Source organism: Micavibrio aeruginosavorus (assembly GCF_051245535.1).
Taxonomy (GTDB): domain Bacteria; phylum Pseudomonadota; class Alphaproteobacteria; order Micavibrionales; family Micavibrionaceae; genus Micavibrio; species Micavibrio aeruginosavorus_D.
In genome coordinates this window covers 268,268-282,777 of the sequence record NZ_CP195303.1, presented here as the reverse complement: position 1 = coordinate 282,777, position 14,510 = coordinate 268,268, and the positions used below count along the sequence as shown (strand labels likewise).

General features: G+C 55.3%; 15 protein-coding genes. 5 read left to right on the top strand and 10 right to left on the bottom strand.

Features of this window, described 5'->3' with window-relative positions; all coding sequences use genetic code 11:
* Window positions 1–67 precede the first annotated feature (67 nt).
* Window positions 68–1,669: an alpha-glucosidase gene (locus ACSC94_RS01410; protein WP_435641290.1), complete on the top strand. Its 1,602-nt coding sequence runs from the start codon at window positions 68–70 to the stop codon at window positions 1,667–1,669.
* Here ACSC94_RS01410 and ACSC94_RS01405 read toward each other — a convergent pair.
* From ACSC94_RS01405 to uvrB, 7 genes are all read right to left on the bottom strand, one after another.
* Window positions 1,624–2,385, bottom strand: coding sequence for a hypothetical protein (locus ACSC94_RS01405; RefSeq protein ID WP_435641289.1), 762 nt, complete (start codon window positions 2,383–2,385; stop codon window positions 1,624–1,626). The genes ACSC94_RS01410 and ACSC94_RS01405 overlap by 46 nt on opposite strands.
* A gap of 129 nt (window positions 2,386–2,514) precedes the next feature.
* The gene (locus tag ACSC94_RS01400) at window positions 2,515–3,705 is read right to left on the bottom strand and encodes a Glu/Leu/Phe/Val family dehydrogenase (RefSeq protein WP_435641288.1); all 1,191 of its coding nucleotides are present in this window, start codon (window positions 3,703–3,705) and stop codon (window positions 2,515–2,517) included.
* Between the two features lie 323 nt (window positions 3,706–4,028).
* A complete protein-coding gene (locus tag ACSC94_RS01395) occupies window positions 4,029–4,871 on the bottom strand; it encodes a nicotianamine synthase family protein (RefSeq protein ID WP_435641287.1) in 843 nt (280 codons plus the stop codon).
* A gap of 125 nt (window positions 4,872–4,996) precedes the next feature.
* Window positions 4,997–5,695, bottom strand: coding sequence for a hypothetical protein (locus ACSC94_RS01390; RefSeq protein ID WP_435641286.1), 699 nt, complete (start codon window positions 5,693–5,695; stop codon window positions 4,997–4,999).
* 216 nt (window positions 5,696–5,911) lie between these two features.
* A complete protein-coding gene (locus ACSC94_RS01385; protein WP_435641285.1) occupies window positions 5,912–6,271 on the bottom strand; it encodes a hypothetical protein in 360 nt (119 codons plus the stop codon).
* 527 nt (window positions 6,272–6,798) lie between these two features.
* Window positions 6,799–7,077: a hypothetical protein gene (locus ACSC94_RS01380; protein WP_435641284.1), complete on the bottom strand. Its 279-nt coding sequence runs from the start codon at window positions 7,075–7,077 to the stop codon at window positions 6,799–6,801.
* Window positions 7,078–7,205: 128 nt separating this feature from the next.
* Window positions 7,206–9,263, bottom strand: a complete 2,058-nt coding sequence (gene uvrB / locus ACSC94_RS01375) for an excinuclease ABC subunit UvrB (RefSeq protein WP_435641283.1) — start codon at window positions 9,261–9,263, stop codon at window positions 7,206–7,208.
* A 124-nt stretch (window positions 9,264–9,387) separates the two neighbouring features.
* Here uvrB and ACSC94_RS01370 point away from each other — a divergent pair, with 124 nt between their 5' ends.
* The 3 genes from ACSC94_RS01370 (at window position 9,388) to ACSC94_RS01360 (ending at window position 12,464) form a co-directional block, all read left to right on the top strand.
* Entirely contained in the window at window positions 9,388–10,866 is a 1,479-nt protein-coding gene (locus ACSC94_RS01370) for an aminopeptidase (protein WP_435641282.1), read from the top strand.
* Between the two features lie 407 nt (window positions 10,867–11,273).
* Window positions 11,274–11,768 carry a CBS domain-containing protein gene (locus tag ACSC94_RS01365; protein WP_435641281.1) on the top strand — a complete coding sequence of 165 codons (495 nt, stop codon included), beginning with the start codon at window positions 11,274–11,276 and terminating at the stop codon, window positions 11,766–11,768.
* 15 nt (window positions 11,769–11,783) lie between these two features.
* On the top strand, window positions 11,784–12,464 hold the full coding sequence (locus ACSC94_RS01360) for a response regulator transcription factor (protein ID WP_435641280.1): 681 nt from the start codon (window positions 11,784–11,786) through the stop codon (window positions 12,462–12,464).
* A gap of 13 nt (window positions 12,465–12,477) precedes the next feature.
* Here the strand turns inward: ACSC94_RS01360 and ACSC94_RS01355 are convergent, their stop codons facing one another.
* Complete coding sequence (locus tag ACSC94_RS01355) at window positions 12,478–12,741, bottom strand: hypothetical protein (protein ID WP_435641279.1); 264 nt, start codon at window positions 12,739–12,741, stop codon at window positions 12,478–12,480.
* A 2-nt stretch (window positions 12,742–12,743) separates the two neighbouring features.
* On the bottom strand, window positions 12,744–13,523 hold the full coding sequence (locus ACSC94_RS01350; RefSeq protein ID WP_435641278.1) for a hypothetical protein: 780 nt from the start codon (window positions 13,521–13,523) through the stop codon (window positions 12,744–12,746).
* A gap of 87 nt (window positions 13,524–13,610) precedes the next feature.
* Here ACSC94_RS01350 and ACSC94_RS01345 point away from each other — a divergent pair, with 87 nt between their 5' ends.
* Window positions 13,611–14,222 carry a nitroreductase family protein gene (locus ACSC94_RS01345; RefSeq protein WP_435641277.1) on the top strand — a complete coding sequence of 204 codons (612 nt, stop codon included), beginning with the start codon at window positions 13,611–13,613 and terminating at the stop codon, window positions 14,220–14,222.
* Here ACSC94_RS01345 and ACSC94_RS01340 read toward each other — a convergent pair.
* Entirely contained in the window at window positions 14,194–14,499 is a 306-nt protein-coding gene (locus ACSC94_RS01340) for a type II toxin-antitoxin system HicB family antitoxin (protein ID WP_435641276.1), read from the bottom strand. The two genes, ACSC94_RS01345 and ACSC94_RS01340, sit on opposite strands and share 29 nt — an antisense overlap.
* Window positions 14,500–14,510 lie beyond the last annotated feature (11 nt).

Sequence of the window (14,510 nt, the reverse complement as noted above, 5' to 3'; positions counted from 1 at the left end):
CGCTCGGCGCTCGGCTAACGCCTCACTGGTCGGGGATGACAAAAACATAAAATATCAGGGGCGTGTGATGACGAACAACAACTGGTGGCGTGGCGCGGTGATTTATCAAATCTACCCGCGCAGTTTTAAAGACAGCAACAATGACGGCATTGGCGATTTACCGGGCATCATTGAAAAACTGGATTACGTCGCATCGTTGGGCGTTGACGCCATCTGGCTGTCCCCCTTCTTTAAATCCCCGATGAAGGATTACGGATACGATGTATCCGATTATTGCGATGTCGACCCGATGTTCGGCACGCTGGACGATTTTGACCGCTTGATTAAACGGGCCCATGAACTGGGTGTAAAAATTATCCTTGATCTGGTGGCCAGCCATACATCCGATCAACACACATGGTTTTTGGAAAGCCGTGAAGACCGCACCAATGACAAGGCCGATTGGTATGTCTGGGCCGACCCGAAACCGGATGGATCACCGCCGAACAACTGGCAGGCCTTCTTCGGTGGCCCATCATGGTCGTATAATGTGCGGCGCGGGCAATATTACATGCACAATTTCCTGGAATCGCAGCCGGATTTGAACATGCACAACCCGGCTGTTCAGGACGCCATTCTGGCACAGTTCAAATTCTGGCTGGACCGCGGCGTTGACGGGTTCCGTCTGGATGTCGCCAATTGTTATATGCATGACCCGCTGCTGCGCGATAACCCGCCCGTGGATGATCCGAAACCGCAATTCTTCAACGTCGATTTTCCGACGCCGTTTACGATGCAGGATCATATTTATGATTTTTCGCGACCGGAAAATATTGCGTTCGTCAAACGCATCCGCGCCTTGCTGGACCAGTATGACAACCGCATGAGCGTGGCCGAAATTGCGTTCAACAAAGACGGCCTGGGGGCTGGGGCCGATTACACACGCGGCAATGACCGTTTCCACACGGCGTATAATTTCTCACTGATCAGCGGGCAGAAGGCCAGCGCGTCCTATATCCGCGATGCGCTGGAAGCGTATGCGGCCAGCGATGGCGGGTGGCCATCTTGGGCGTTTTCAAACCATGATGTGGTGCGTGTTGCCACACGCTGGGGCGGTGCCGAGAATGCGGATAACCCGGCCTTTATCAAAATGCTGACCGCCCTGCTCACCTCCCTGCGTGGCACGGTGTTTTTGTATCAGGGCGAGGAATTGGGCTTGCCCGAAGCCACGGTGCCCTTTGAAAAACTGAAAGACCCGTGGGGCATATATTTGTACCCGAAATGGCAGGGCCGCGATGGATGCCGCACCCCGATCCCATGGACGAACGGCGCACAAGCCGGATTTACCGGGGCCGCGGATACATGGCTGCCCATTGCCGATGCACAAAAACCATTAAATGTCGCGGCACAGGAAGAAAATCCGGCATCACCGTTGCACTTCACGCGGAAATTCCTACGCTGGCGCAAAAATCATGCGGCGCTGGTAACCGGCACCATCACATTCCACGACACAGATCGCGACGATGTTCTGGCCTTCACGCGGGCGGATGATGGTCATGCGGTCCTCTGCGTCTTCAATATGGGCGCAGCGTCCGTCGATTTGAATATCAACGGACAGGCGATCACAGTGCAAGGGTTTGAAGCTCAGTTTTCCGTCGACGGATTGGTTGCGTTTTCATCCAGCCCCTGAGGCGCGTAAGAACGCGGCTCTTCCTGTGGCGCTGGCGGCACGGCGGCTGGGGCCGGCTGTTGCACGTCTTCCGGCGCAGCGGGCATGTTCGCGCGCTCTTCCGCCGTCAGTGCCATGGATTTCACCATCGGGATAAACCCGCGGATGATTTTTTCCATCTTGTCGATGTTGTTGAGCGGATCGCTTGTTTCAATCCGCAGGACACATTCGCGGCGATCGAAGATATACAACGCCGCCAGCACCTTCATACGGAATATTTTCTTCAGAATGTCACAGCGCAACGGTGTTAAGAACCGTTGCATCAGATCGACATTGTCACTGCGTACGCGCCAGCCCGCATCCCATTCGGCAATGCCTTCGGGCACGGTCACGTCATCCAGACGCAAGGCCCCCACCATCTCGGCCATGGATGCGGTGCAAATCGCGCCGGACATGGGCATGGCACTGGACATCACCAATTCAATCGCCGTCACAAACCGTTCCCCGCGCGCGTCGTTCGCGGCCCGGCGTTCGGTAAACATGTTCAAACGCAATCCATCAATCGTGCCCGTAATTTCAGGCGAGGCGAGCAAGCGACCGCCCGTCCCATATTGCAGGCCCAGTTTCGTGGCAAAATTCTTCCACGCCCGTTTTTGACCCATCAAAATGCGGATGGACCAGAAAAACGCGCCCAGCACAAAGGCGGACAGCAAAAGCCAGAGCATAAACCAGATCATTGAGGGGCAACCTTCATTCGGCTTGGAAACATTATGGCCAGTTTACCGCGTCCCCCCTTCTGGGCCAAGCCCAAATCAAAAAGCCCCGGTTTCCCGGGGCTTTTAAACGAATTCGTAAAATCGGGGTGATTAGGCCGCGACAGCGACCATTTCAACCTTGCCGGACTTGCCAACCGAGAAGCGTTCGCGGGCGATTTCATCGGCCACTTGTGCGGTTGTTTTGCCCTCGGATTCAGCGCGGGCAAAGATTTCCAGCAGGGTTTTATAGATGTTGCCAACCCGCATCATGGTTTTGTCATGGGTCGGGAACGTAGCCGCGTTCGGAACATCGCTCCAGACATGTTGCATGCCCACGGCAATCACGCCGCCCGCATTCGCCACATAGTCCGGCGCATACAAGATGCCCTTGCCGGTCAGCAGTTTGGAATCGCGGTCAATCACGGCCAATTGGTTGTTGGCACAACCCGCCACGATTTTCACGCCCGCCGACACCAGCAGATCGATGCTGTCCGGGGTGATGTCACCACCCAGCGCGCACGGGGCATAGATGTCGGCCTTGTGCGCCATGATGTCCAAGCCCTTGTCCAGAACGGCAAAGCCGTCTTCTTTGGCTTGGGCAATACGGCCATCGTCGATTTCGGATACGGTCACAACCGCACCGGCATCGGCCAGATATTTGCACAGCGTGCGGGCGACGTTGCCGTAGCCCTTCACCGACACGGTCAGACCGGTCAGATCGTCGCGGCCCATTTTGTGTTTCACGGCGGCGCGAACGCTCTGGAACGTGCCATAGGCCGTGTACGGGGACGGATCGGCGTGCGGGTAATCGGCCGGGTTCAACCCGTCCGGCATGGCATGGCCACCCGCAATTTCAATCGGCAGGCCCGCAACGTGACGGGTTACACCGCGCGCGATCAACATGTGATCAACGCTCATGCCCACATCTTCGGCGGTGACGTACTGGCCGTAAATGGCGTTCACGGCCTTGGCAACCGCTTGCATCATTTCTGCGGTCGGGTGACGTGTGCCGGGGGTGCCGACGATCACGCTTTTACCACCGCCCAGCGGCAGATCCGCCACAGCGTTTTTATAGGTCATGCCGCGGGACAGGCGCAGCACATCGGTGATGGCTTCGTCATCATTGCGGTAGCGGGACCAGTAACGGCAACCGCCCAGCGCCTGGCCGCGCGATGTATTGTGAACGGCGATAAACGCCTTGAATCCGATATCGGTATCCTCGGCCATGATCACGGTTTCGTGACCGTCAAATGCCGGGTGATCTTTCAGAGTGTCGGTCATCGTATTGATGGTCAGAGTCATCAATATCTCCTTTTAGATGTGAGAAATCCTTACAAAGTGGGCTCAGATCAACACAACCCCGCATATCCGTCACGATTATTCTGTTTTGCGGCGCGATAGCATACGGCGCGCTCAGCACGGCCCGCTCTTACGAAAAAGCACGTCTTTCAGACGTTTTGCACGCCCATCGCGCAAGGATATGTTTCAAAATGAATGCGTGGTGTAATTATATTACCCCGCAATGCGATATATGCAGCGCAACAACCAGCATCCCTCCGCACCCCTTTGGGGTCGGATTTACAGGGCTAAAATGACGCGGTTTCAGGGTGCGATTCGCACGCGGATCAAACGGGGCGCGGTTGGAAAAACAGCGTCGTATTGATGATAGTATCGGTGATGCGGCTTTTCCCGGCGTAATCATACCCGGCCCGGTCCATCGCGCGTTCATCGGCCTGTTCATACAGCAAGGTGCGCACACCCTCCGCCGAACGCACGGCCAGCGCCACGCCCGGTGCCGTATCACGCACGCGGGCCAGCACGTTATCCTTTGCGCTGACCAGTGCCGCAACCATCACCAGACCGGCACCGCTGTAATCAAAATCTTCGCCAGACGCTTGCACAACTTCGATCGCGTCCTGCATCCCCAGCGCCGCAATCATCTTGCGTGAAAGCGCCACGGCATCCGCATCGGAATCAATGCAGATCATTTTCAAACCGGTTTGTTTGTGCATGTCGATGGCGCTGAACGGCAACGGACCCGCGCCAACGAACACAACCGGGCGATCATGCGGCAGAACATTGGCCGCACGGGCGGCATCAATTTCTTCGGCGACCAGTTCAACGTAATTGTCGCGATAGATAAAGTGATCCAGATCCGTATCCGTCAAAACATCCTGCGCGGCGAAATCCAGCGCGAAGAATTTTTCCATCTCGTATTCGGCCTGCGCCAGCTTGGGCAAAATTCTATCGCGCTTGGCAATCACTTCCGGCAGGTCCAGCAGGTCGCATGCATCATGGCAATGACAATCCAGAACCGCCGCGACAAAGGCAGACAGGCAGGAATTGATTTTCGGGTTACGGGGAGACAGATCGCGTTCGCTCAGCAACACATCGTGCGCCACACGGAAATGCGACAGCAACAGATCGTGATGCGAAACCGGAAAAGAAAGCGCCGTATTCTGTGCCATGGTTGGCCCGTACCTTCAAAGAAACACCCGCCGCCTTCCCCACACCGAGGAAATGCGAATGATTTTCATTTACAGGATCGGGCCCGTAAATGCAAACAGATAAAATGAGGTTTTAGATCAGGGATCTAGCCGCAGCCACATCCGCCGCCACAGCAGCCACCTTGAGACGATTCGCTGTCTTCAGACGCCGCCTTGGCCCCGCCACCACAGCAGCCGCCCACAGACGGGGATGAATCATAATCATCGGAGAGTTCAACCGGGTCCGCTTCCTGTCCCACGCTTTCCAGCAGGGATTGCACACCGCTGACCAGCTTGTCCGGCAGACCGGCACCCGGGTTTTCAGCATAAGCCGCCAGCAGACGTTCCAGCGATTCAACAAACGCCACGCCGTCTTCGCCCTTGCCGCCCTTCTCCATATAGCCCAGCCACGCAATGCCGTATTCAACAACGCGGGACAAAACATCCAGATTGCCCATGACATCGTGATCGCGCGCCAGTTCGGCGGCGGCTTTCATCGCGGCCAGTTCATGCGTCGGCAAATTCACCTTGCCCGCAATGAAGCGCGCCAAAATAACATCAACCATGACGCAGAACGCCAATTGGCGACGGGTCAAACCAACCACACCATCGTCAAACCCGGCCGCGGCCAGAACATCGTTCATCACGGCCTTGCACACGGCGGATGTCATCACATAACGGTCCCAATCCGGGGCGGCTTGCGGTTCCGGCGTAATCTCAATCGCAAAATTCTGGGCCAGACGGTCCAGATAGCTGCCCAGTGTGCTGGACGATTGATCATTGGCGATGGCGGCGGCGTTGGTCATGGTGAAGCTCCTTATCTGGCCCCGTTTATAGCACCGGGAAGAGCCCAAAAACCACAAAAATCCCCCGTCTTTCCCTTAATCTCCTCCCCCCTTTCAAGGGGGGAGGGTCAGGGTGGGGGGATGTCCGGTCCGGGGCACAAAGGAAACAGGGGCGACCCGTTTGGATCGCCCCTGTTCTGGTTCCAGATTATTCGAGCCTATTCCCGGATCGCGGCTTTAGTGTAACCGCATCCCCGTCCGGAAATCGCCTTCCAGCAGCATGGCTTCAGCCTTGGAAGCCACCAGCACACCGGGAGAGTCCTTTGGCGCATGGATATGGTTATCCGGCGTATCGGTCTTGTCCGTTGTATTCGGGCGCAACGGTTGACCGTCATTCCGCTCCAGCGTGTCCACACGCTGGTCCAACTGATAAATCTGATCGCTGAAAAAGCCCGTTTGCTTACGGATCGTTTCGAACCCGTGGCGCAAACGTTCATAGCCAATGCCCAGCACCACGCTGGACCCGACCGTCATTACGGCAGCAAACACGGCAAAAGCCAATGCGACCACCAAACAGGTTTCGACAGTGATTGTCATGACACCCACCTTTCCCCTTTCATCCTGGAGGAGTATTTGGCGACAGGTTTACAACGTGAATAAAAGGCAGTTCGCAAAATCCGAATTGAAAGCAATTCAACTCAACCTGTCTGAATTTTTGCGATCCGCAAACCCCGTGGATCAACGACCCTACAGAAGTTATGTTAAATCACTTTCGCTTAAGGCGGCGTAACTTTTCAATCACACACGCGACAAATCAGAATCAAAACCATTTCAAAAATGGATCAATTTTGATGCAATTTTGGGGGATGCAAAAACATGCGGTTTTATTGGGGTTTTTAAACTTTTTCCCTTGATTGGCATTCCCGCGAAAGCGGGAATCCATAGGGCTGCGGGGCATGGATTCCCGCTTTCGCGGGAATGCCTCAATAAAAGGGACGCAAAATAAATCGCAATCCGCACATGCAAATTAAAAAAATCCCCGCCAAAAATCCGGCGGGGATTCGCAAAGTTGAAGAGGGTTGGCCCGTCGAAGGGAGACGGGCCATAGATACGCAGCGGAAAAACTATTTGCCCATCTTGGTGGTGAACACCTTGTCCGCGTCCTGCGGCGGGGTCTGTACCACCGGTTCAGCGACGGGTGGTGGCGGCGCAACGGGCGCAGTCACCGCACCCTTGGCCGGCATCATCGCGGCGCGCACATACATCACGCCCTTGCCTGCTGTACGTTCCATCGTATACGGAACCATGTTGGTCATCTCAACAGCTTCATACCCATCACACGCAGCCAGAAACAACATCGGCGCGGCGGCAGAAACCAGAATCAGAGTCTTCAAAGACGGCATGGGCAAACCCCCAAAGGTGAAAAATTCATCAGGCGGATAAATCAAAGATCGTGCGAACGCACAAGCACAGTGTACACGCTGTGAATCTGAATGCAAAGGGGGGCTATATTGTTTTCATATAATCGAAATTATTCCCCGCCCCGTACCGCCAGATCCATCGCTTCCAGCTTGCGGATATGGTCGCGGAGTTTGGCGGCCTCCTCGAATTCGAGGTTGGCGGCGGCGGTGCGCATTTTGTCTTCGAGCAGTTTGATTTTTTTGGCGATGGCTGCGGGCGATGAGAGTTCTTCGCCATCGACATCCGTGCGTTTGACCGTCACATGGTCGCCGCGTTCATAAACGCTGTTCATCACATCGCCGATGGCTTTGCGGATTGATTCCGGGGTAATGCCATGTTCGGCGTTGTAGATTTTTTGTTTTTCGCGGCGGCGGTCGGTTTCATCAATCGCGGCCTGCATCGACTTGGTCATGCGATCGGCGTACAGCACCGCCTTGCCGTCCACGTTCCGGGCGGCACGGCCAATGGTCTGGATCAAGGACGTGCGGGAGCGCAGGAAACCTTCTTTATCCGCATCCAGAATGGCGACCAGATGGCATTCAGGAATGTCCAACCCTTCGCGCAGCAGGTTGATGCCCACCAGAATATCAAACGCACCAAGGCGCAGATCGCGGATAATTTCAATGCGTTCCAGCGTATCAATATCACTGTGCAGATACCGGACTTTCAACCCGTTTTCGGCCAGATATTCGGTCAGGTCCTCCGCCATTTTCTTGGTCAGCGTAGTCACCAGCGCGCGGCCACCCTTGGCCACCACGCGTTTGCATTCCCCCATCAGATCATCGACCTGATGCGTGGTCGGGCGAATTTCGACCGGTGGATCGGTCAGGCCCGTGGGGCGGACCACTTGTTCGGAGAACACACCCTTGGTCTGTTCCAGTTCCCATGGGCCGGGTGTGGCGGAGACAAAAATGCTCTGCCCCCGCATCGCGTTCCATTCATCGAATTTCAGCGGGCGGTTATCCATGGCGGAGGGCAAGCGGAACCCGTATTCCGACAAGGTCGTTTTTCGTGCCCGGTCGCCGTTATACATGCCGCCAATTTGCGGCACCATGACGTGGCTTTCATCCAGAAAGATCAGCGCATCCTTGGGCAGATATTCGAACAAGGTCGGCGGGGCCTGGCCCGGCGCGCGGCCCGTTAAATACCGGGAATAGTTTTCAATGCCCGCGCACATGCCCGTGGCGGCCAGCATTTCCAGATCGAATTGCGTGCGTTGTTCCAGACGCTGGGCTTCCAGCAGCTTGCCCTGCTCCCGGAATTCGGCCAGACGGGTTTTTAAATCCGCTTTGATATTGCGGATCGCCTGTTCCATCGTCGGGCCGGGGGTGATGTAGTGGCTGTTGGCGTAAACGCGCACGGCGTTGAGGGTCAGGAATTTTTCGCCCGTCAGCGGGTCAAATTCCGTGACGTTTTCCAATTCATCCCCGAACAGGGAGAACCGCCACGCTTTATCCTCATAGTGGGCCGGGAACAATTCCACCGTATCGCCGCGCACGCGGAACGTGCCGCGTTCAAAGGCCAGATCATTGCGTTTATATTGCAGGGCGATCAATTGCTGGATCAGTTCCTGACGATTGATCTGGTCGCCTTTTTTCAAATCGACGATCATCGCCTGATAATCTTCTTTCGACCCGATACCGTAGATACAGGATACGGATGCCACGATAATGCAATCGCGCCGTTCAAAAATCGCGCGGGTGGCGGCGTGGCGCATCCGGTCGATCTGTTCGTTGATCGACGAATCTTTTTCGATGAATGTATCGGTCCGCGGTACATAGGCCTCGGGCTGGTAATAATCGTAATACGATACGAAATATTCCACCGCGTTTTCGGGGAAGAAGGATTTCATTTCCCCGTATAATTGCGCCGCCAGCGTTTTATTGGGCGCGAGGATCAGCGCCGGGCGCTGCGTCGCCTCGATCACATGGGCCATGGTGAAGGTTTTGCCCGAACCGGTCACGCCCAGCAGCACTTGATCCGTCACCCCATCATTGATTCCGGCGACCAGTTCGGCAATCGCCGTCGGCTGGTCCCCCGCGGGTTTGTATTCGGACACGATTTTGAAGGGCCGGACAAAATCCGGGCCGGGCGGCGAATCGGGGGTGGTTGGGGCTGATTTGGTCATACGCATTATATAGGGGGAACAAACCGGAAACTCAAATGAAACAAGCAGGTTTTTTCGCCATTTGCACGGACGGTGAAAAACCGCCTAAAATCCCCCCAACACACTGTTAGGGAGTTTATCCGCCATGAAGATCCAGTCGCTGGGCCCGTATTACAAAGACCAGATTAAAACCATCAAGGCCTTGGCCAAAGGATCGTCATTGTGGAAAGCCGAGGCCGCGGCCCTGCTGCCCCGGATTGACCAGAGTTATAAACGCACCGATGCCGACGCCTTGCTGTCCACGCTCAGCGATATGCAGCGGCTGGCCTATATCGTTGCGGCGGGATTGGAACATGAATCATCGTTCCGCGCGGATTTGAAAGATATGCAAGCAGGAGGGTGGGCCACCTTCACCGCGCCGCCGGTGGAAGACAAATTGAACCTGTCACTGGCCAAAAAACTTTATAACGGCAAACCGGGCAACAATGACATCGTGACCATGCGGCTGGGCGATACGTCACGTGCGATTGGCCCGTATCTGGTGCAATGGTGCCTGCGCGATAAAGTGCCGTTCAGCGTTTATTTTCAGGACAGCGATTTCCATGCCCTGCTGGTCAATCATGCCACACCGGAAGGGGTCAAGGCCCTTGGGGCCGACTACATGGCGATGGTGGATGGCGTGAATAAAAGCATGATCGTCCGCGCCAATACGCCAAACCGTAAAATTGTTCACGCCAATCCGGACAAAGCGAAAATTTACGACAACGAAACCGCCTTATTCTTCCAAAAATCCGGAACGGGTGAGGTGTTTTACACCCTGACCTGCATTCCGACCGAAAACGATTCAAAGATCGATGGCATTCCGTACAACGATTACATCAAATTGTTTTTTGAAATGTGCGACCAGCCGTGGGACGCGATCAGCGACGCGCATTTAAAACTGATTCAGGAATTCAACACCGCCACCCATGTCCGCATCACCAACAATGATGGCACCGATGTTTCGATGGAATTGGTGGATGATGATGGGTCGCATTTCACATTCTGCAACAGCCTGATCGCCAAAAACGTACCGGGGTCGGAGATTTTCAGCGCCCCGCGCAAGAACAGCGTCAACGGCATTGTCGTTGCCAAGGGAAAATTCACCCATGGCGGTGCATTGATCGAAGATCTGACCATGGAGTTCAAGAATGGCGAGCTGGTCAAATACGAGGCGAAGACGGGGCTGGAGGCCTTTAAACGCGCCGTTGAAATGGATGACGGCGCGCGGTTCGTGGGGGAATTGGGCATCGGCACCAATCCGCATTTGAAACAGCATGTGGCCAATGGCTTGCTGGTCGAAAAAATCGGCGGGTCGTTCCACCTGGCGCTGGGCCGCCCTTATTCCTACACGGAATATCAGGGCACGAAAGTGAAGGTCGATAATGGTGGGCGCAGTAAACTGCACTGGGACATCACCACGATGCTGTATGGCAAAGACGGGATCATCTATCTCGACGGGCGCAAGGTGATGGAGAACGGATTGTGGATCGCTCCACAATATGACGTTCTCAATCGCGGCTGGGCCGCGCTTCCGCGCAAGGATCGTCCGGCGTACTGGAAAAGTTACGATCCGAAATTGTAAGTTTCTCCATCAATGTCATCCCCGCTCGGGGCGCGGCTGTCGCCGCACTGGCCGGGGATGACAACACATGCGCGTAAACAAGAAGGAAGCCCGGATCAGGGGGGCTGATCCGGGCTTAGACGTGTGTGCAGGTAGTGTGGGGGTCGGAGTTTAACCTGTGTGCCACCGAGGAGAGAGAGGGGCGGTTGGCGGCGATACAGGCATTTGGCAATCCGACCGTAAGTCCAGTTTCGCCGATCAAGCTGACAGAAAACTGACAGATTTGTTTTTCTGGAAATATTTTCAAAAAATCCTGTTTTCCGAAGGCGGTAAGTCGTCCGTAAGTTCGGCACCGCATCATTGGAGAAACAAAGATTATGAAAAAGGTGTTGGAAAAACCTTAATTCATTGAAAACAGGAGAATTTAAATGTCTAAGACACCCCCGTCTTCCAATACCCGCCCCGGCAAAGCCGTTGGGCAATTGATCCGGACCAGTATAACCCCAAGGATAGAGCAAAATGCCTCTGCCGCGGACGCGCTGGATTTGATGTACCGCTATAAAACCCAATATGTGGCCGTGATGGATCGCGCCAATCTGGTGGGTATTTTTACCTATGCCAGCTATCTGGGCAATGTTTTGCGCAGCGGGAAAGAAGCCGAAAAAACCCCGCTGACCGAGGTTATGAATGTGGCCCCCGCCCCTGTGGATGCCGATCAATCGTGCCGTGACGTTTTCCAAACAGTATGCCAGAATGGATCGCCCTATATTCCGGTCGAACAAGATGGCCGGTTTTTGGGATTAGTGTCCGATGATATTTTGCGTCTGGAACTATCGCGCGAATTGAACGCCATGCGGAAGAAGATTGGTTTTTCATTCTTCTCCCCCGATGATGGCAGTGCGGTAGGTGGGGCGCGCCCATGATAGTTAGAAAGATCTATGCGTCTTTTATTGATCGAAGACGACGAATTATTAAGCCAATTCATCGCCGCCGGCCTGCACCAGGCGGGGTATGAGAGCGATTGCGCCTATACGGCGGATGAAGCCCTCGCCCTTGTCCACACACAAAGCTATGATCTGATCATCACTGATCTGGGCCTCCCGGATCAGGATGGTTTGACCCTGCTCAAAAAAATTCGCAATCACGATAAAAACATCCCCGTTCTGATCCTGACCGCACGCCAAGGCGTGGATGACAAGGTCAAGGGACTGGATCTGGGCGCGGATGATTATCTGCCCAAACCATTCGAAATGCCGGAATTAACCGCCCGCGTGCGCGCCCTGCTCCGCCGCCCGGCTCAGGCACTGGACGCCGTCATCACCGTTGGCAATCTGGCGCTGGACACCAACGCCCATACGGCCAGTGTGATCAATGCGCCCATGAAACTGACCCGCCGTGAAATTGACCTGCTGGAACAATTGATGCGTAACAGCGGCAAAGTCGTCAGCAAAGAGCTGATCGAAAGCCGCCTGTACAGCTATGGCGAACAAGGATCATCAAATTCGATCGAGGTGTTGGTCCACCGCCTGCGTAAAAAGCTGGACGATGCCGGTGCCGATGTGCAAATCGCCACGCTGCGCGGTCTGGGTTACGTTCTGGCCGAACGGTCCGAAGAATAATTCCGCACTATTTTTATTGATTAAAGTGGTATGGCGCGCGCGGAACGCGTTTTGCGTCGTCTTTTTCGGTCGCGCGAATGGCCCCCGCATCCGATGGCGGAATGGATTCCGCGGCGGGTTGCGGTTGCTGAACCCCCAGCTCGACGACAACCGGGTTGTCTTTTTTAGAAAAGACCCCATCCAGCCACGCGGCAAAATCCGGACTGGCCCAATGCAGGAACCAGCCCAGCACGGCCAGCACGGCGGTAATTTTCAACCAGACTTTAATAATCTGCATATTTACTCTCCCTGATTACCGACGGACAGGGCCATGATGGCGTCCTGATCCGTTTCCGACAAATTGGCAAACCCGCGTGTCGCATCAATGAAATCCAGAAACTGCGCCATAATCGCCGCCGATTGCGGATTGGTCCGCACCGTTTCAGAAAATCGCGTCATAAAGGCCGGGGACAACCCGCCATCAACATCCAGCCGGTCACTGCGCACATCATAGCGAATTTGGCCATCAAACACCTCTGGCCCCGCCGTTTGCGCCAACAAGCGCGTTTTAAAATGATTGAATCCATTGTTCCAGCGTTTGTTCAGCCGCACAATCTCATCCGCCTTAATCACCATATCGGGACGCACATCAGCAGGCACTTGCCCGGCCTTTTGCAGGAAGGCCACCATCCGCCCATCCATGCCGCCGCCATAGCTGTCGGGATTGACCGTATCAACGCCGCCCCAACGGAACAGCAACGCCATGATGCGATTGTCCAGATCATTCACACTGGACAACAGATCCACCGCACCAGTGGCCGCAAAATTCGTCGCCATGTCTTTTAACACAGCATCATTTTGTTGCGCGACATGCAGATCGGGCAAATTGCCTTCGCCCCGCAACGTCATCATGCCCGCGGGTACGGGTTGCATCATTTGCGTGACCGCGCTTTTGTTCGTCACAGGATCGGGCATCGTGGCCACGGCCACAACACCACCCAGCGCAACGCCAGCAGCAATCAGCAAAGCCACACGGCGTTTATCCTGAAAAAACGGATTTTCGAAGAGATTGTATTTCATCAAAGCCAACGTATATGATTGCCCGACACAAGGAATAGCCCCCTATTCTTGCCGATTTTATCCCATCCGACCAGAGGAAAGCGTTGAATGACCGCCATCACACCACAGCCCGCCACCGTGCAGCCCGACGCGATCGAATTCCTGTTGCGCCGCCGGTCGTGCAAGATCAAGACGCTGGCCGCACCGGGACCGGATGACCAGCAACTGGCGACCATTCTGCAAATTGCGGCCCGCGTTCCCGACCATGGCAAACTGGCCCCATGGTCGTTTGTCACCTTTACGGGGGATGCCCGCGCCGATTTCGGAAAAATCCTCGCCCAAGCCTGGAAACAGGACAACCCGGATGCCGAACCCGCCAAGCTGGACCTGGAATCCGAACGCCTCCTGCGCGCGCCCGTGGTTGTCGCCGTCCTGTCCCATGTGCGGGACGGGAAAATTCCGGCGTGGGAACAAATCCTGTCCGCTGGCGCGGCCTGCCAGAATTTGATTCTGGCCGCGACCATGATGGGATTTGGCGCGCAATGGGTCACCGAATGGTATGCCACCAACGACACCGTGCGCACCGCGCTGGGGTTAAAAACAGACCAGGATCAGGTCGCCGGATTTATCTATCTCGGCACACCATCCGAAATTCCGGAAGAACGCCCCCGCCCGGAGATGGATGCGGTTGTTACGCAATGGACAGGCGTGAAAAGCTAAGCTTCAAATGCGGCGTCATGTCATCGATTTCCACCATGTAAGATTCGATGAACGGGTCTTCTTCACTGTGCAGCACATCCTGAACTGAGCGCGGTTCCTGCAGGAACACGCCCGATTCTTTCATGCCTTGTAAGTGAAACTGCAGCGCGTCCTCAAAATTGGAGATGGCGGCTTCAACCGTTTCGCCACATGACGCACAACCGGGCACGTCGGGAATATCGATCCAATATTCAGTGCTGTCTTCTTTGCGGATCAGCGCGACATAGGACTTGCTCATGGTTCGTTTCC